17 protein-coding genes, 1 tRNA gene, 1 rRNA gene and 1 pseudogene are annotated in these 17437 nt (G+C 65.9%); 8 read left to right on the plus strand and 12 right to left on the minus strand.

What is annotated here, in order from left to right; genetic code table 11:
• Together rrf and PCJ49_RS21955 are read left to right on the plus strand one after the other, a co-directional pair.
• A 5S ribosomal RNA gene (rrf, locus tag PCJ49_RS21950) occupies positions 1 to 100 on the plus strand; the annotation flags it as partial.
• Between the two features lie 97 nt (positions 101 to 197).
• Positions 198 to 274, plus strand: a tRNA-Met gene (locus PCJ49_RS21955).
• A 46-nt stretch (positions 275 to 320) separates the two neighbouring features.
• On the opposite strand, the pseudogene PCJ49_RS21960 reads toward PCJ49_RS21955, so the two are convergent.
• The 6 genes and pseudogenes from PCJ49_RS21960 to rpmI form a co-directional block, all read right to left on the minus strand.
• Positions 321 to 487 (minus strand): annotated as a pseudogene (locus PCJ49_RS21960) (IS3 family transposase); the annotation flags it as partial.
• A gap of 127 nt (positions 488 to 614) precedes the next feature.
• Complete coding sequence (gene pheS / locus PCJ49_RS21965) at positions 615 to 1691, minus strand: phenylalanine--tRNA ligase subunit alpha (RefSeq protein WP_269912848.1); 1077 nt, start codon at positions 1689 to 1691, stop codon at positions 615 to 617.
• Positions 1692 to 1719: 28 nt separating this feature from the next.
• Complete coding sequence (locus tag PCJ49_RS21970; RefSeq protein WP_269912849.1) at positions 1720 to 2145, minus strand: type II toxin-antitoxin system VapC family toxin; 426 nt, start codon at positions 2143 to 2145, stop codon at positions 1720 to 1722.
• The gene (locus PCJ49_RS21975) at positions 2142 to 2387 is read right to left on the minus strand and encodes a hypothetical protein (protein ID WP_269912850.1); all 246 of its coding nucleotides are present in this window, start codon (positions 2385 to 2387) and stop codon (positions 2142 to 2144) included. Before PCJ49_RS21975 ends, PCJ49_RS21970 begins: the two co-directional genes overlap by 4 nt.
• Before the next feature lie 141 nt (positions 2388 to 2528).
• Complete coding sequence (rplT, locus tag PCJ49_RS21980) at positions 2529 to 2891, minus strand: 50S ribosomal protein L20 (protein WP_089290299.1); 363 nt, start codon at positions 2889 to 2891, stop codon at positions 2529 to 2531.
• A 12-nt stretch (positions 2892 to 2903) separates the two neighbouring features.
• On the minus strand, positions 2904 to 3104 hold the full coding sequence (rpmI, locus tag PCJ49_RS21985; RefSeq protein WP_029012316.1) for a 50S ribosomal protein L35: 201 nt from the start codon (positions 3102 to 3104) through the stop codon (positions 2904 to 2906).
• 168 nt (positions 3105 to 3272) lie between these two features.
• On the opposite strand from rpmI, the gene PCJ49_RS21990 reads away from it, so the two are divergent.
• From PCJ49_RS21990 to PCJ49_RS22000, 3 genes are read left to right on the plus strand one after another with little or no spacing between them, the layout of a single operon-like run.
• A complete protein-coding gene (locus PCJ49_RS21990) occupies positions 3273 to 3722 on the plus strand; it encodes a DUF488 domain-containing protein (RefSeq protein WP_269912851.1) in 450 nt (149 codons plus the stop codon).
• Between the two features lie 60 nt (positions 3723 to 3782).
• The gene (locus tag PCJ49_RS21995; RefSeq protein WP_269912852.1) at positions 3783 to 4025 is read left to right on the plus strand and encodes a type II toxin-antitoxin system prevent-host-death family antitoxin; all 243 of its coding nucleotides are present in this window, start codon (positions 3783 to 3785) and stop codon (positions 4023 to 4025) included.
• Positions 4022 to 4435 (plus strand): type II toxin-antitoxin system VapC family toxin, encoded by a 414-nt coding sequence (locus PCJ49_RS22000; protein ID WP_269912853.1) that lies wholly within the window; start codon positions 4022 to 4024, stop codon positions 4433 to 4435. Before PCJ49_RS21995 ends, PCJ49_RS22000 begins: the two co-directional genes overlap by 4 nt.
• A gap of 1 nt (position 4436) precedes the next feature.
• Here PCJ49_RS22000 and PCJ49_RS22005 read toward each other — a convergent pair whose 3' ends face one another.
• From PCJ49_RS22005 to PCJ49_RS22025, 5 genes are all read right to left on the minus strand, one after another.
• Positions 4437 to 4826: a VOC family protein gene (locus tag PCJ49_RS22005; protein ID WP_269912854.1), complete on the minus strand. Its 390-nt coding sequence runs from the start codon at positions 4824 to 4826 to the stop codon at positions 4437 to 4439.
• 18 nt (positions 4827 to 4844) lie between these two features.
• Complete coding sequence (locus PCJ49_RS22010; RefSeq protein ID WP_269912855.1) at positions 4845 to 8081, minus strand: error-prone DNA polymerase; 3237 nt, start codon at positions 8079 to 8081, stop codon at positions 4845 to 4847.
• Positions 8078 to 9790 (minus strand): DNA polymerase Y family protein, encoded by a 1713-nt coding sequence (locus PCJ49_RS22015; protein ID WP_269912856.1) that lies wholly within the window; start codon positions 9788 to 9790, stop codon positions 8078 to 8080. Before PCJ49_RS22015 ends, PCJ49_RS22010 begins: the two co-directional genes overlap by 4 nt.
• Entirely contained in the window at positions 9723 to 10475 is a 753-nt protein-coding gene (locus PCJ49_RS22020) for a hypothetical protein (RefSeq protein ID WP_269912857.1), read from the minus strand. Before PCJ49_RS22020 ends, PCJ49_RS22015 begins: the two co-directional genes overlap by 68 nt.
• A 119-nt stretch (positions 10476 to 10594) precedes the next feature.
• Positions 10595 to 11581: an adenosine kinase gene (locus tag PCJ49_RS22025; RefSeq protein WP_269912858.1), complete on the minus strand. Its 987-nt coding sequence runs from the start codon at positions 11579 to 11581 to the stop codon at positions 10595 to 10597.
• A gap of 129 nt (positions 11582 to 11710) precedes the next feature.
• Between PCJ49_RS22025 and PCJ49_RS22030 the strand changes: the two genes are divergently transcribed.
• Positions 11711 to 12406 (plus strand): EI24 domain-containing protein, encoded by a 696-nt coding sequence (locus tag PCJ49_RS22030; RefSeq protein WP_269912962.1) that lies wholly within the window; start codon positions 11711 to 11713, stop codon positions 12404 to 12406.
• 71 nt (positions 12407 to 12477) lie between these two features.
• The gene (locus PCJ49_RS22035) at positions 12478 to 13254 is read left to right on the plus strand and encodes a polymer-forming cytoskeletal protein (RefSeq protein ID WP_269912859.1); all 777 of its coding nucleotides are present in this window, start codon (positions 12478 to 12480) and stop codon (positions 13252 to 13254) included.
• A gap of 78 nt (positions 13255 to 13332) precedes the next feature.
• Here the strand turns inward: PCJ49_RS22035 and PCJ49_RS22040 are convergent, their stop codons facing one another.
• Complete coding sequence (locus PCJ49_RS22040) at positions 13333 to 14772, minus strand: DUF2125 domain-containing protein (protein WP_269912860.1); 1440 nt, start codon at positions 14770 to 14772, stop codon at positions 13333 to 13335.
• A 100-nt stretch (positions 14773 to 14872) separates the two neighbouring features.
• Between PCJ49_RS22040 and PCJ49_RS22045 the strand changes: the two genes are divergently transcribed.
• Positions 14873 to 17437 (plus strand): helicase-related protein, encoded by a 2565-nt coding sequence (locus tag PCJ49_RS22045; RefSeq protein WP_269912861.1) that lies wholly within the window; start codon positions 14873 to 14875, stop codon positions 17435 to 17437.

Below are 17437 nucleotides of genomic sequence, written 5' to 3' on the forward strand. Positions count from 1 at the left end.
GAGGGCCCCCCACCCGATCCCATCCCGAACTCGGCCGTGAAACCCCTCTGCGCCAATGGTACTTTGTCTTAAGGCACGGGAGAGTAGGTCACCGCCAGGTCCGCTCGTAACAGGTAACAACACGTCACGAAATCCAAAAACACCAACGCCGCCTCATAAAGGCGGCGTTACCGTTTGGGGAAACAAATCCCCTCTGACGCGGGGTGGAGCAGCCCGGTAGCTCGTCAGGCTCATAACCTGAAGGTCACAGGTTCAAATCCTGTCCCCGCATCCATACAAAAACCCCAGCAAGATCAACGTCTTGCTGGGGTTTTTGCTGTTCACTCCAAGGAATAGCATTGTTCGGCCTCGGCAGGCGGGGTATTTCCGATGGGTTCGGGCAGGCGGTGGTTGTTGAACCAGTCGACCCATTCCAGGGGTGCGTATTCCACGGCTTCAAGGATTTCCGTGATCCCCGCCTGTGGATGACCTCAGCCTTGTGCTTTCCCGGACTGATGTGGCGCAGGGCGCCCCTGATCAAGCAAGGTCCCGCCATGGGGCGGGACCAGCTGATGGTGTCGGTTGGTGCTGGCGCTTTTCTGCACCACGTCCACTTTGGCAGCAGCTGCCGCGCCTCAGCGGGCCAGACCCTGGGCCAGATTGGGCTGGTCCAGCGGCACAAAGCCGTAATGCTTCAGCCAGCGCAGATCGGCCTCAAAGAAGGTGCGCAGATCGGGGATGCCGTATTTCAGCATCGCCATGCGCTCAATCCCCATGCCAAAGGCAAAGCCCTGATACTTGGTGCTGTCGATACCACAATTTTCCAGCACCTTGGGGTGCACCATGCCGCTGCCGCCAATTTCCAGCCAGTCGCCGAAATTGCCCAGCTTCAGTTCCCCGCCCTTGCGCGCGCAGCCGATATCGATCTCCGCCGACGGTTCGGTGAAGGGGAAGAAGCTGGGGCGGAAGCGGATGGGCAGATCGTCGATCTGGAAGAAGGCGCGGCAGAATTCCAGCAGCGTCCCCTTCAGATGGCCCATATGGATATCTTCCCCGATCACCAGCGCTTCCACCTGATGGAACACCGGCGTATGGGTCTGGTCATAGTCGGAGCGATAGGTGCGGCCCGGGGCGATGATGCGGATAGGCGGCTTTTCCGTCAGCATGGTGCGGATCTGCACCGGGCTGGTATGGGTGCGCAGCACGCGCGCCGCCCCATCGGCAGCCGGCGGCAGATAGAAGGTATCGTGCATCTGCCGGGCGGGGTGTTCCGGCGGGATGTTCAGTGCTGTGAAATTATGGAAATCCGTCTCGATATCCGGCCCTTCGGCGACGGTGAAGCCCATGGCACCGAAAATGGCCACGATCTCATCCACCGTCTGGCTGATCGGGTGGATCCGGCCCTGGCTTTCCGGGCGGGACGGCAGGGTGACGTCGATGCGCTCCGCCTCCAGCTTCCGGGCCAGTTCAGCGGTCTTCAGTTCGCCGCGGCGCGCCTCGATGGCGGTTTCCACAGCGGTCTTCACGGCGTTCAGGGCGGCACCGCGCGTCTTGCGCTCATCCGGTGTCAGGTTGCGCATGTCGCCCATCAGCGCCGTGATGCGGCCCTTCTTGCCCATGGCCGACACGCGCACCTCCTCCAGCGCAGCGCTGTCGGAGGCCCCGGCGATGGTGGCCAGCAATTCGGACTGAAGAGTGTCGAGCGTGTCCATGATGGTCCTGGAAAACAATGAAGGGGCATCAGCCCGGTTGGAACTGGCGAAGCGAAACGATATCGGTCGCCCAGAGCGGTTGTTTTTCCCGGATGCTGCGGATCAGCCGTTCATCGGCAGTGACCAGCGGCATCCGTTCCCGAAGCGCCAAGGCGACAAAGAACATGTCGTAAGGGGAGTGATCAAGACTATAGCCGAGTTTCAATGCCTGCTGTGCCAGATCGGCCAGGGGAACGCTGGTGATGGGCATGGCCCGGAGAAACAGCAGGCCGGTTTCGGCCATGGGGCCGGTCAATTGGCCCAGCCGCACCTTCTTCCACAGAATACTGGCCACCTCCGCCCATAACAGCTCCGGCGCCCAGAGATCATGCAGGCGCAACGGTGCCGCCTGATCGGAATCTGCTTCCGTGATCAGCCATTTGATGGCGACACTGCTGTCAACAACCAGCTTCACCCTTCGTCCCGCATCTGGCGCAACAGAACTTCGGAGGGGGTTTGCTCGGTACCCGCCGTCTGCGCCCGGAAAGCATCCATCCGTGTCAGCAGTTCCACCCGGTCCATACCGGGGACCGGCTGTACAGCGCTGGCCAGGATGTCGGCTGCCACCTCTTCCACACTGCGACCGGACAGGCGGGCGCGCGCGGTCAGGCCCTGCAACAGGCTATCATCCAGATTGCGGATGGTCAGCGATCCCATGGCATCCCTCCATGACCGGGCAGCATTCAGGTGATTCTAGCACGAATCAGGGCTGGCACCGAAATCCCAAGAAAAAAGGGGCCGGCCCAACGGGCCAGCCCCTTTTCCCAATCTGTCCGCTGAAAACCCTTGGATGGGTTATCAGGCGGCCTGCAGCGCGGCCTGGGCCTTGCCGCACAGATCCTTGAACGTGTCCGGCTCGCGGGCGGCGATATCGGACAGAACCTTACGGTCCAGCTCGATGCCGGCGCGCTTCAGGCCGTGGATCAGCGTGCTGTACTTCAGGCCGTGCAGACGTGCACCGGCGTTGATACGCTGAATCCACAGGCCGCGGAAATCGCGCTTCTTGTTGCGACGGTCGCGATAGGCGTAACGAAGCGCCTTTTCGACCTTTTCAATCGCAACGCGATAGCACTTGGAACCGCGACCACGATAGCCCTTGGCGAGCTTCAGGATCTTCTTGTGACGGGCGTGGGTGGTGACGCCCCGCTTAACGCGTGCCATTAGTCAGCCTCCTCACTTAACCCGCAGGAAATTCTCGGCGATCTTCTCGCCGTCGGCCTTAAACATAACGAACGTACCACGTGCGTTACGCTTCATCTTCAGGGGGCGCTTGCTCATACCGTGGCGCTTGCCAGCGGCCTGGGCCTTCACCTTGCCGGAAGCGGTAAACTTAAACCGCTTCTTGGCGCCCGAATGGTTCTTCAACTTGGGCATTTTCGGTCCTTTTCAATCTATGTGGACGGTGGGCATGCCCCGGGCATCGCGCCCGGCCTCGCCGTCCGATAGAGCGGTCGTGTATAGTGGAGTGGCGGCCCCCTGACAAGGGCCAAGCCGCGCACGCCCCGCATGGCGGGTCCGATTCATTGCGGGAGAGGAACAGGCATGGAGATTTTCACCATCGGGTACGAGGCAGCATCGCAGGGGGCGGTGATCGCGGCGTTGAAAGCGGCGGGGGTACGGCGGCTGATTGATGTGCGCGAACTGCCCTCGTCCCGCCGGGCCGGCTTTTCCAAATCCCCCTTGCGCGCCAGCCTGGAGACCGATGGCATTGAGTATCTGCACCTGAAGAAGCTGGGTACGCCCAAGGAAGGGCGGCTGGCCAACCGGGCGGGCCGGATGGCTGATTTCTGGCGAATCGTCGATGCGGGGCTGGCCCGGCCGGAGGCGGAATATGAGCTGGCACTGGCCGGCGAACTGGCCGCATCCGCCCCATCCTGCCTGCTGTGTTTTGAAGCCGACCACCGTACCTGTCACCGGCTGGTGGTGGCCAACCGGCTGGCGGCACTGCGGGGCTTCACGGTCACGCATCTGAACCCGGATACGGGGTTCTGACAGGTTGGGGATAAGGGGTATCGATGCTATATTGAAGGCAGACATCAAGGAGGTACCGCGATGCGCACGGTGACGCTGGCCCAGGCAAAAGATCAACTGGATGAGTTGGTGGCCCGCGCTGCCGGCGGCGAAGCTGTTCGCATCAATGCCCAGAACGGGTCAGCGGTGGAACTGGTGGCGGTCGTCCCGTCCCGTATGGCCGTTGATGTTGCCGCCTTCAAGGCGCTGACCGATCAGATGGCGGAAGCCCCTCAGGACGCAGCAGACCTTGTACGCCAAATGCGGGATGGTGCCCGCTATTGAGCTTCTATCTGGATACATCGTTGCTGGTATCCGCATTGACGCGGGAGGCGGCCACCGGGAAAGCACAGGCCTGGTTGGGCAGCCTGTTCATCAGCGATTGGGTCATCACCGAATTCTCTTCCGCCCTGTCGATCAAGTTGCGGACAGGTCAGATCAGCGCACCCCATCGGGCAGACGCAATGGCTCTGTTCAATCGTCATGCTTCACGATCATTCACGACTGTACCCATCGGGCCGGAACATTTCCGTTTGGCAGCCCGTTTTGCTGATCGACATGATTTGTCGTTGCGGGCTGGTGATGCCCTGCATCTTGCCGTGGCGGGTGAAAATGGCCTGCGGTTGATCAGCCTGGATCAAAAGCTTGTGGGGGCGGCAACGGCCCTGGGGCTCCGTGCCGCCTCGCTCCCCTGACTTACCGCTTCTGCAACAAGTCCCACTTGTTGCCATAGAGATCCTGGAACACGGCGACGCTGCCATAGGCCTCGTGCCTTGGTTCTTCCAGAAACGTCACCCCAGCGGCCCGCATGGCGGCATGGTCGCGGATGAAATCATCGCTGTGCAGGAACAGGAAGACCCGGCCGCCGGCCTGGTTGCCGATGGCGGCTTCCTGCTGGGGCCCCACCGCGCGGGCCAGCAGCAGGCAGGTGGCATTATCGCCGCGCGGGGCCAGGCGCACCCAGCGCTTGCCGCCGCCCAGATCGCTGTCTTCCAGCAGGGTGAAGCCCAGCTTGTCGCGGTACCAGCCAATGGCCTCGTCATAGTCGCGGACCAGCAGGGTCAGGGCACCCAGATGTGAGGCCATGGTCGGTTTGCTCCTCAATCAATGGAAATTGCGCCCTTCGCCGAACACCTTGGCGGCCATGGCATCGGGCAAAGGTGGGGGCAGGGGGGATGGCGGGGCGGCATCCTGCCGTGGCTCCCCCACCTGACGCAAGCCATGCAGGTGGAAGGACAGGTCGGTCAGCTTTTCCGCCACCAGATGGATCACCTCCCCCTCCTTCTGCAAACGCCCCCGGATCGCCATCAGGGTGGCGGCCATCAGGGGCCGGCGATAGCGTTCCTGGATGGACGTCCAGACGATGGCATTGGCGGTGCCCGTCTCATCCTCCAGCGTCACGAAGATGACGCCCGATGCCGTGCCCGGCCGCTGGCGCACCAGCACCAGCCCCGCCAGTTCCACCCGCCGCCCATCGGGCAGGGTGCGCAGGTCTTCCGCCCGCACCAGCCCCAGCCCGGCGAGTGCCGGGCGCAGCAACTGCATCGGATGGGCCCGTAGGGTGAGTTGCAGGGTGCGGTAATCGGCCCAGACCTGTTCACCCACCGGGATGGGGGGCAGGATCACTTCCGGTTCATCCCCCAGATCGGCGGGGGGCTGGTTGTCGCCGAATCGGGCGGCTTCCTCCGCAACCATAAACAAAGGCAGCGGCTTGTCCCCCAGCCGCTTCACCTGCCACAGCGCCTGACGCCGGTCCAGGCCCAGGCTGGCAAAGGCATCGGCATCGGCCAGCCGTTCCAGCACCGATACCCGCAGCCTGGCCCGTTTCCAGACATCGCGGATGGTGCGATAGCCCGTACCCCGCCCTTGCGCGATGGCCAGGGCATCGGCTTCCCGCAGGCCGCGCACCTGCCGGAAGCCCAGGCGCAGCGGCGGATGGGGGCCGCGCCCTTCCTCCAGCGTGCAATCCCATTCCGACCGGTTGATATCCACCGGCCGCACCTCCACCCCATGGTCGCGCGCATCGCGCACCAGTTGGGCCGGGCTGTAAAAGCCCATCGGCTGGCTGTTCAGCAGGGCGCAGGTGAAGATCGAGGGGTGATGGCATTTCAGCCAGGAAGAGGCATAGGCCAGATGCGCGAAGGAACAGGCATGGCTTTCCGGGAAGCCGTAATTGCCGAACCCTTCGATCTGGCTGAAACAGCGCTGGGCGAAATCGGCGTGATAGCCATTGGCGATCATGCCGCGGATGAACTCGTCGCGGAACGCCTCCACCCCGCCCGTCTTCTTGAAGGTGGCCATGGCGCGGCGCAACTGGTCGGCGCGGGCGGGGGAGAAGCCGGCCCCGACAATGGCGATCTGCATCGCCTGTTCCTGGAACAAGGGCACGCCCAGCGTGCGCACCAGCACGGCCTTCAGCGCCGGGCTGGGATATTCCACCCGTTCCAGCCCCTGGCGGCGGCGCAGATAGGGATGCACCATATTGCCCTGGATGGGGCCGGGGCGGACGATGGCAACCTCGATCACCAGATCATAGAAGGTGTTGGGGCGCAGGCGCGGCAGCATGGACATCTGCGCCCGGCTTTCAATCTGGAACACGCCGATCGTGTCGGCCCGCTGGATCATCTGATAGGTTTTTTCATCTTCCGGCGGCACATCGGCCAGCCCGAAGGGCCGCCCCTGGCGCTGGGCCAGCAGCTCAAACCCCCGGCGCAGACAGCTCAACATGCCCAGTGCCAGCACATCGATCTTCAGCAGGCCCAGCGTTTCCACATCATCCTTGTCCCATTCCACCACGGTGCGATCCGCCATGGCGGCATTCTCGATCGGCACCAGCTCATCCAGCCGCGACCGGGCGATGACGAAGCCGCCGACATGTTGGGACAGGTGGCGGGGAAAGCCGCGCAGTTCCGCCGCCAGTTCCATGCACAGCGCCAGGGTGGGGTCGGCCGGGTCCAGCCCGGCCTGCCGTGCTGCCTCATCCGGCTGCACATCGCGCCAGTTCCAGCCCAGCCGCACCAGCGCGCCGATCACATCATCGGACAGGCCCAGCACCTTGCCCACCTCCCGGATCGCCATGCGGGAGCGGTAGCAGATAACGGTGGCGACCAGCCCGGCATGGTCGCGCCCATATTTATTGTAGATATACTGCATCACCTCCTCCCGCCGCTCATGCTCGAAATCGACATCGATATCGGGCGGCTCGTCCCGGTCGGGGGAGATGAAACGTTCGATCAGCAGCTCATTCACCGCCGGGTCGACGGCGGTGATGCCCAGGCAGTAACAGACGGCGGAATTGGCCGCCGATCCGCGCCCCTGGCAGAGGATTTCCTTCGACCGGGCAAAGCGCACAATGTCATGCACGGTCAGGAAATAGGGGGCGTAGTTCAGCTGGGCGATCAGCTTGAACTCATAATCCAGCAGATGGCGCACCTTTTCCGGCACGCCCGCCGGGTAGCGCCAGTCGGCCCCGATCAGGGCCAGCCGTTCCAGCTCCTGCTGTGGGGTGCGGCCATCGGGGACGGGATCAATGGGGTAGTCATAGCGCAGTTCGCGCAGGCTGAAATGGCAGCGGTCGGCCAGTTCCAGCGTGGCGGCCAGCGCATCGGGCCGGGCGGCGAACAGCCGGGCCATGGCCTGATCGGTTTTGGGATAATGGTCGGCATGGGCCGGCAGGCAGCGCCCGGCATCGGCCAACCTGCGCCCATGCTGAATGCAGGTCAGTACATCATGCAGGCGCTGGCGATCCGGGCTGTGGTAACGCACATCATGGCTGGCCAGCAGCCCGATGCCCAGCCCATCGGCCAATTGCCCCAGCCGCACCAACCGGGGCCGGTCATAGCCCTGGTAAAGCGGGGCGACTGCCAGATAAAGCCCGGCGGCGGGCAGGGCCTGGAACCGTTGTAGATCGGCCTGCAGCCGGGCCAGCCGTGCCGGCAGGGGGCGGCCCGGCGGGGCCAGGACGGCCAGGATCATCCCCTCGCAGGCTGCTGCCAGATCGGCCAGGGAAAGATGGGTTTCCCCCTTGCCCATGCGGCGCTTGCCCAGGGTCAGCAGCCGGGTCAACCGACCATAGGCAGCGCGGTCGGTGGGGTAGCAGAGCACCGGCGGCGCATCGGCCAGGTTCAGCCGGCACCCCACCACCAGCCGCATCCGTTGCTGTTCGCACGCCGCCATCATGCGCACGGCCCCCGCCAGACTGTCATGGTCGGTGATGCCGATGGCCTTGCGCCCCAGGGCGGCGGCGGCCAGCACCAGTTCCGCCGGGTGGGAGGCCCCGCGCAGGAAGCTGAAATTGCTGGTCACTTCCAGGTCAATATAGGCGGGGGTGGGGCGGGTCATGGGAACAGCCCGTGCAGGAACCAGCGCGGCACCTCCTCCGCCGTGCGGAACAGCCAGAGCCGGCGGCCATCGGCCAGTTGCAGGCGGAAATAATCCCGCGTGGTGCCGGGCCGCGCGCGCCACCAATCGGGCCGGATGCGCTCCGGCCCTTCCATCCAGTCAATCCCATGCCGCCGCCCCCGCCAGACCAGAGCGGCGGCTTCAGGTTTTTCCACCGGTTCCGGCGGGTCCAGCAGCAGCAGCGGGCGGGGGGCCTCCACCTGCCAAGTGCGCGGACGCGGGCTGTGGGCACGCGGCTGGGCCTTGGGCCAGGGGGTGGGAGTGTTGGCCTCTCCTTTCGCCCTTCCCTCATTACCCACTTCACATACCCCACCGTCACCCCGGCGCAGGCCGGGGTCCAGGTTCGTAGAGCAAAGCGCCTGTGGCCCCTGGACCCCGGCCTGCGCCGGGGTGACGGTAGAGATGGGGGTAACGCCTTTCGAGATTTCCGCTGCCGGGCCAGTGAGGTTTTGTCCCCCCATCCCCCCACCGGCAAACCCCACCGCCCGTTCCGGCTGATGTTCATCCTCTGCCAAGGGCGGGCCGATGCGATCGGGGCCGAGGCGGTTGCACAGCCGATCCAGCAGAAAGGTCAGGGCGAAGGCATCGCCGCTGCCCAGGGCCGTCTGGCTGGCGGTGAAGCGATCCGTCAGCGTCGCCGTCAACAACATCATTTCGATACCGAAACCAGGTTCAGCCTGATCCAGCTTCTCCCGAAATAATCGTTTCAGAGTCGAAATATCCCTTAATGGCTGCCCGGTTCCCAGTGCCAGGGTCTGCTGGCTGGCGTCGCTGCGTACCAGCAGCAGTTCCAGCCGCCTTGCCCCCCGCCCGCTGGCTTCCAATTGCCCGCACAGGTCGCGCAGCAGCCGGTCCAGCCCGGTATCGATAGCGTCGCGGGTGAAGATCGGTTCGGCCAGTGGCAGCCGGGCCTGCCACTGCGGCGGGCGGGCCTGCGGGGCCAGCGGTTCCGCCCCCAGCCCCAGCAGCCGGTCCAGCCGGCGGGCGGGGGCGGTGCCGTAGCGGGCGGTCAGGGGTGCGCGGGGCAGGCGGTGCAGGTCGGCCACCCGTTGCAGCCCCACCCGCGCCAGATCGGCGGTCAGCGCTGCATCCAGCCGCAGGGCGGCCAGCGGCAGGGCCAGCAGTGCCTCCCACGCGGCGCGACCCGTCGGCAGAATCTCACCCGCCCCGGCGGGCCGGTGGCGGGCCCAACCCCAGGCGGCGGCGGGGCTGTCGGCCAGGGCCAGCCGGTGGGTCAACCCGGCCCGGCGCAGCCGCCGCGACAGGTCGGCCAGCAAGCCCACTTCCCCAGACCAAAGGTGCGCGCAGCCGGTGATATCCAGCACCAGCCCGTCGGCACCATCGCTGGCGGCCTGCGGTGTATAGCGCTGGGCCCACAGGGCCAGCCGGCCCAGCTCCGCCCGGTCGCCTGCCGGGTCTGCGGGCGGGGCCGTCACGGCGGGGCAAAGGGCGCGGGCATCGGCCAGCAACATGCCCACCGACAGGCCATCGGCACTGGCCAGGGCGTTGACCGCGTGCAGGCGGATGCCGCCCTGGCCGGGCAGCACCAGGGCCAGCGGGCCGGGATGGGTGCCGCCAGGGCTATTCCGCCGCTGCCACCGGTCCGTTGGCCAACGGCTCAACCAGATGCAGACGAAACGCCGCGTCATCCCACACCACCTTCCATGTGCCCGAATCGGCGGCTGTACCGGTCAGGCCGCCGCCGCGTGCCCGCAGCAGATCCACCTGCCAGCAGGGCCGCCCCCAATCCCCCTCACCCGGCCGGTCGGGCAGGGCGCGTACCCGCCAGCGGGTCAGCGCGGTGGAAGGCGGTGGGCGACCCTGCGGCGGCAGGATCAGCATCCCCAGCATCCCCCCTTCCTCCGCCGCCAGTTGCAACCGTCGCCCGGCCACCGGGGGCGGGGTGATGCCATCGCCCACCACGGCACCCAGCCGGGGGCAGCGCAACGCCTCCTCCAGAACCCACAGCGCGTCCTCCAGCGTCCGGGGGCGGGCCAGGATCAGCCGGTCGGGATCAGCCCCCAGACAGACCAGCCCCGGCGCATAGGGACTGTCGGTGGGTGCATCGGGTGGGGGCAGGCGGCACCACAGCACCGGCCCCGCCGTCACCGGTAGCCGCGCGAGCAGGCTGGCAACAAAACCATGCGGGGCGGCATCCGCCGCCTCCCCCAGAAATTCATGCAGGCCGCCGCGCACCAGCCCGCCCCCGGCCAGCGCGCCATCCAGCGCCACCAGCCCCAGCGATAGGGCTTCCTGCCCCGCAGGCGCGCGGATGCGGTCCATCACGGACAGCCGCGCACGCAGCGCGGCAATGGTGTCGGCACGGTTTGTCATGCCGTATTATGTTCTTGTTTTGTTCTTAAACTCAAGCCTTGAAGTTGTTCGTGCCAGCAAAAAGGGGGCCGCCCGGCGGACCGCCCCCCCCCTGATCAATGGCAAGGCCAGCCTCTGGCTTACAGACCCTTGGCCTTCACCAGTTCGGCCAGATTGGCTTCCGAACGGGCACCATAATGGCTGATGATCTCCCCGGCGCAGATGGCGCCCAGACGGGCGCAGCTTTCCGGGTCGCGGCCATTGGTATAACCGAACAGGAAGCCGGCAGCGAACAGGTCGCCCGCACCGGTCGTATCCACCACCTGGGCCACCGGCTCGGCATTCACATGGACGCGCTGGCCACCGGTGAAGACATAGGCGCCCTGTTCGCCCTTGGTCAGCACCACAACCTCGACATCGCGTTGGGCGGCGGCGGCGGCACTCTCGAAATCGCCGCCGTACAGGGCCGTGATCTCGCTTTCATTGGCGAACAGGATGTCGATATGGTCGCGCACCAGTTCCAGGAAGCTTTCATGGTGGCGATGCACACAGAAGGCATCGGACAGCGACAGGGCCACCTTGCGCCCGGCCTCATGCGCCAGCTTGGCAGCCTTCAGGAAGGCTTCCTTGGCGGCCGGCGGGTCCCACAGATAGCCTTCCAGATACGTCACCTTGGCCGACTGGATCAGCGCCGGATCAATATCATCCGGGGTCAGCAGCTGGCAGGCGCCCAGGAAGGTATTCATGGTGCGGTGCGCATCCGGCGTCACCAGGATCAGGCAGGTGCCGGTGGGCGTACCATCGGTCAGGTCGGGCGTATCGAAGCGCACGCCGACGGCGCGGATATCGTGGCGATAGACCTTGCCCAGCTGGTCATGCGCCACCTTGCCGATGAAGGCGCCCTTGCCACCCAGGCCGGCAATGCCGGCCATGGTGTTACCGGCCGACCCGCCGGACATTTCCAGCCCCGGCCCCATCTTGCTGTAGAGATCTTCCGACTGCGCGGCGTCGATCAGACGCATCCCGCTTTTCGCCATGCCATTGGCGGCCAGGAAAGCCTCATCGGCCTTGGCGATCACATCCACGATGGCATTGCCGATACCCACGACATCATACGCAGTCGTCACGAATACTCTCCAACCAAATAGGGGAATTGGCGCGGAGTATAGACATGGCGGGCCTTGCGGCAAGTGCAGCCTGATACCCATATGAACGCTTGGAACGCATGGATGGCTGACGGGGACGCTTAAATCGTGATGATTGCCCATCTGACACGCGCCGTGCTGCAATTGCCGGACAAGGCGTTCACCCGCACCATCATCCTGTCCATCCTGGGCAGCCTTGTGATGTTTGCCCTGCTGCTGGCCGGGTTCGGCTGGGCGCTGACCCATACAAGCTTCTTCGATATTCCCTGGCTGGATACGGGGATCGATCTGCTGGGCGGCCTGGCCGGGCTGTTCCTGGCCTGGATGATGTTCCCGGCCGTCACCGTGGCCATCTCCTCCCTGATGCTGGACGGGATTGTGGAGGCGGTGGAGCGCCGGCATTACCCGCATCTGGGGCCGGCGCTGGAAATCCCGCTCTGGCGGTCCATTGCGGAAAGTCTGCGCTTTCTGGGGCTGGTGCTGTTGTTGAACCTGGTGGCGCTGCCGCTCTATTTCGTGCCGGTGGTCAATCTGGTCGTCTTTTATCTGGTCAATGGCTATCTGATCGGGCGGGAATATTATGAACTGGTGGCCGTGCGGCGGCTGAACAAGCCGGCTGTGCACTGGCTGCGCGTGCAGGAAAAGCTGAGACTTTTTGCGGCTGGCATCATTATTGCCTTTATTTCGTCACTGCCGATCGTGAATCTTGTCGTGCCCGTCGTGGCCGCCGCCTTCATGGTGCATCTTTTTGAACAGATCCGCCGTTCTTTGCCGCCGGAGGCGGCTGCACGGGGGGTGGAGATGTGATAACCATTTGCAGGTTCGGCCACCGGGGCGCCAAGACCGCCCGTTGAAGCGAGACCAGGGACTTTTCCACCATGTTCCGACGCCAGAAACCGCCCTCCATGCCCGTCAAGCCGGAACCGCCACCGCCGCCTGTCCCTGAGCCGGCGCCGGCCAGCGGCGGGGGCCCTGGTTTCGCGGCGGCCGCGGAACCACCCGTTCCCCCACAGGCGCCGGCAGCCCCGGCAACCGGGGAGCGCAGCGCCTATTCGCCTTTCGTCAGCCCCACCCCGCCCAGCACGGGTTCCGAAACCAGCACGAGGCCATCGATGAACACGCCCTTTTCCACCAGTCCCGCCCCCGGCACGGCTCCCGGTGCGGCGCTGAAGTCGGATATTCCGCGCCGCGTGGTGGATATTCCCGGCACCCCGCCCAAGCGCACCACCCCCAGCACGGACAGCGCCACCCCGGCGACGGAAATGCGCAAGCTGATCGTCGGCCGCGACATCAGCCTGTCGGGTGAGATCGCCGCCTGTGATGTGCTGGTGGTGGAAGGCACGGTGGAAGCCAAGCTGCGTGACGGCCGCATCGTGGAAATCGCCGATACGGGCCTGTTCAAGGGTTCGGTCGAAATCGACGATGCCGATATTGGTGGCCGCTTCGAAGGCGATATCACTGTGCGCGGCACCTTGCGGGTGCGCGCCACCGGTAAGATCCAGGGCAATATCCGCTATGGCACGCTGGAAGTGGAAAATGGTGGCCAGCTCTCCGGCACCGTGGAGGTGCTGACCGGCACCGCCGCCAAGGCCCCGGCGCCGGCTCCGGTCTATAATCCGGCCCCGATCCTGGCTGATGGCGGTCTGGTGGATTAATTTCGCCCGAGCTGCCGTAAAGAAAACCCCCCGCCCGGCAGCCACCGGGCGGGGGTTTTTTTCATTGCTGCCCGCCCCTTACCGGGTCAGCAGGCCGGCCACATTCTGCATGTCATTGCCATTCAACATGATTCGCCCGTCGGGCAGGATTTGCAGTTGATAGCGATGGGTGATGCCATCGGCCCCCTGTTCCGGCTGGCCCAGCCCCTGCACCGCATAAAGTGCTATGGCTGTGCCGGCCGCCTTGGTCCCGCCACTGGCCTGGATGGCGGCGATCAGACGGTCAATGCCGCTCATCGACAGATCGGCCTGGCCGGTCAGGCCGCGCGGATTCTGGCTGGCAAACTTGAAGGCACCATTACCGCTGACCGCTGTTTGCGGGCCTTTCAGGGAAAGCCGGTCAATATTGAGGTTGGAACCGGCGGTCTGCATGGCGGTGAACAGTTGCTCACGCGCGGCCTTGCGCGGCCCGTCGCTGGTGTCACTGGCATAGGTTGCCAGCAAGGCCAGCAGCGGGGTCGGCGGCAGCCGGCTGCCATTGAGCGCGATATCGGCGCTGGCGGGCACCAGGGCGGGCTCGATATCGGCCCCGCGCCGGTCCAGCCCGGCATGGCGCCAATCCAGCCGCATTCCCGCCCGGTCGCCGGACAAGCCATCCAGCGCCAGGGTGCCGCCGCCGCTGTCCAGCTTGGTGCGGCGGCCATCATTATGCACCTGCTGATAACCGGCCAGATCAAGTTCCAGCTTCAGGGCCGTGGCCAGCCGTTCCAACTGGTTGGCGGTGGGCAGGCCGCCCCCCCGCCAGATACGGCTGGCCTGGGCGAATTTGGTCAGATCCAGCCCCGCCGCATCGCCGCGCAGGCGCAGCTTCTGCAGGGCGATCTTCTCCATCCCCGTGGGGGCCTGGAAATTCAGCCCACCCAAGGCCAGATTGAAAATCCCCGTCCAGGCGTCACCGGTCACGCGCGCGGGGTCCAGTTTCAGGGTCAGGCTGGCCAGATTGAACAGGCCACCGCCGCTGGTGGGGTGAAAGGCGACATTGGCCAGGGACAGGTCTGCCGCGTTCAGCAGATAGCCGTCCGCCGACCAGCGGGCGTGCAGTTTCTGCTGACCGATGGTCAGGTCACCGGCGCGGAAGCCGCGTTCGCTGAACACCGACAGCGGTTGCGGGATGCTGGCCTCCACCTCCCAGCCGCCATCGGGCAGGGGCTTCACCTCCGCTTCCACCACCGGGGCTTCCAGCAGCCAGCCGCCATCGGTCAGCAGCCGCAGCTTGGGCAGGCTGACGGCATAGATGTCGCCCTGGGCCGTCACCTGCACCTCCGGCACCCGTTCCAGGCGGAACTGGTCCGGTTCGTTGCTGGTGGCAGCCCCCAGCCGGTCCTGGATCAGCCGTTCCAGATTGGCGGCACCGGCCGGCGTGGCCTGGGCCAGGGCCTGGGGCGCCGGCAATGACAACCCGGCCAGCAGCAGCAGGGCGGGGGCGGCGCGGGTGATATGGCGGAATATCTGTCGCATGGAACCTGAGATGGTGGGCGGGCGTGGCGATTCTATGGCGGGTCTGGGGCCATCGCGGGGCCTCTTGCATTATCGCGCCGGCCCGCCCATCCATAGGGGTATGAACGCGCATCCGCCATCCGCCCCTGCGGGCCCCCCGCTTGCCACCATCCAGGGCCGGGTGACCGCCGTGCTGGGCCCCACCAATACCGGCAAGACCTATCTGGCGATGGAGCGGATGGCCGCCCATCGCACGGGGATGATCGGCTTTCCCCTGCGCCTGCTGGCGCGTGAAAATTATGAAAAGCTGGTGAAGCTGAAAGGGGAGGCGCATGTCGCCCTGGTGACAGGGGAGGAGAAGATCATCCCCTCCTCCCCGCGTTACTGGGTCTGCACCGTGGAAAGTATGCCGCTGGACCGCAGCGTGCAGTTCCTGTGTGTGGATGAAATCCAGCTTTGCGCCGATGATGAGCGCGGGCACATCTTCACCGACCGGCTGCTGCACGCGCGCGGCGGGGAGGAGACGATGTTCCTCGGCTCCGACATGATGCGCCCGCTGATCCAGAAACTGATCCCCAAGGTGGAGATCATCTCCCGCCCCCGCTTCTCGCAGCTGACCTATGGCGGGCACAAGAAGCTGACCAAGCTGCCGCCGCGCAGCGCCATCACCGCCTTTTCGGTGACGGAAGTGTATCAGTTGGCCGAAATGGTCCGCCGCTCGCGTGGTGGCACGGCGGTGGTGATGGGGGCGCTCAGCCCCCGTACCCGCAATGCCCAGGTGGCCATGTATCAGGCCGGCGACGTGGATTATCTGGTGGCGACAGACGCCATCGGCATGGGCCTGAACATGGATGTGGACCATGTCTGGTTTGCCCGCCTGTCCAAGTTCGATGGCCATCGCCCCCGCCGGCTGACCGCACCGGAAGTGGCGCAGATCGGCGGCCGCGCCGGCCGCCACCAGAGTGACGGCACCTTTGGCACCACCTGGGACTGTTCGCCGCTGGATGAACAGACCATCCAGGCCGTGGAAAACCATGAATTCCAGCCGCTGACCAACCTGACCTGGCGCAATTCTGACCTGGATTTACGCTCCGTGGAGGGGCTGATTCGCACGCTTGAGGCGCGGCCCCCCTCGCCCCTGCTGCTGCGGGCCCGCCCGGCGGATGATCAGTTGGCCTTGCAGGCCCTGGCCCAGGATGGCGAGTTGATGGGCCTGACCCGCCGGCCTGGCGGGGTGAAACAGTTATGGGAGGTCTGCCAGATCCCCGATTTCCGCAAGACCATGACGGATGCCCATACCAAGCTGCTGGCCCAGATTTATCACCATCTGATGGCGCCGGGCGGGCGGCTGCCCACCGATTTCATCGCCGCCCAGGTGCAGCGGCTGGACAAGGTGGAAGGCGATATTGATGCGCTGGTGGCCCGCATCGCCCATGTGCGCACCTGGACCTATGTGGCCCACCGGCCCGACTGGTTGAAGGATGCCCGCCACTGGCAGGGGCTGACCCGCGCGGTGGAGGACAAGCTGTCCGACGCGCTGCATGAACGGCTGACCCAGCGCTTTGTCGACAAGCGATCGGCCGGGCTGGTGAAGGTGCTGCGCGACGGGCGCGACCTGCTGGGCCATGTCGATACGGCAGGCGTGGTAATGGTGGAAGGCCACCGGGTCGGCGCGCTGACCGGCTTGTCCTTCACCATGGAAGCCGATGTGGGGGAGGATGACCGCCCCACCCTGATGACCGCCGCCCGCCGCGTGCTGCGGGAAGAGGTGGCGCGCCGGGTGGCCGCCCTGGAAGCGGCAGGGCCGGACACGCTGGCGCTGGGCAGCGACGGGGTGCTGCGCTGGCAGGATGTGCCGCTGGCCCGGCTGGCCACAGGGCGCGACCTGCTGCACCCCGATGTGCGCCTGTTGCGCGATGATCTACTGGATGGAACACAGCGTGACCGGGCACGGCAGAGGCTGGTGGATTTCGTGCAGGAGCGGATAAAGCGTGACCTGTCCGCCCTGTTGCGGCTGCGTGATGCCGATCTGTCCGGCCCGGCGCGGGGCATTGCCTATCAATTGGCCGATGCGGCAGGGCAATTGCCCCGCCCGGTGCTGGACCCGCTGATCGACAGCCTGGACAAGCCCGCCCGCAAACAGCTTTACGATCATGGGGTGCGGCTGGGCTTCAGCCGCGTCTTCCTGCCCGCACTCGCCAAGCCGCGCCCGGCCTCCCTGCTGGCCCTGCTCTGGTCCGTGCGGGAAGGGGCGCCCCTGCCGGCCCCGGTGCCGCCGCCGGGGCGGATTTCCGTGCCGCGCGGGCCAGACGTGGCCGATGGGTTGCTGCTGGCCGCAGGATATCTGCCGGTGGGGCCGCGCGCCATCCGCATGGATATGGTGGATCGGCTGGAGGCGGAACTGGCGCGGCGCAGCGGTGCCGATGGACGCTTGAGCGATCTGGCCGGGCTGGCCCCGCTGGCGGCCTGCGCCAATGAGGAAGTGCCGGGCATTCTGGCTGCCCTGGGCTGGCGTGAACGCCGCCAGCCGCCCCCGGCAGAGGGGGAGGCACCATCGCCGCCCGCCTGGGTGCGCCGCCGCCCCACCCAGGCCAAGGCGGAACGCCAGCGCAATGCCCCGCCGGTGGATGAAAACCACCCCTTCGCCGCCCTGGCCCGGCTGCGGGAAGCGGGATCAAGGAAATGA

This window comes from Niveispirillum sp. BGYR6 (assembly GCF_027568365.1).
GTDB lineage: Bacteria > Pseudomonadota > Alphaproteobacteria > Azospirillales > Azospirillaceae > Niveispirillum.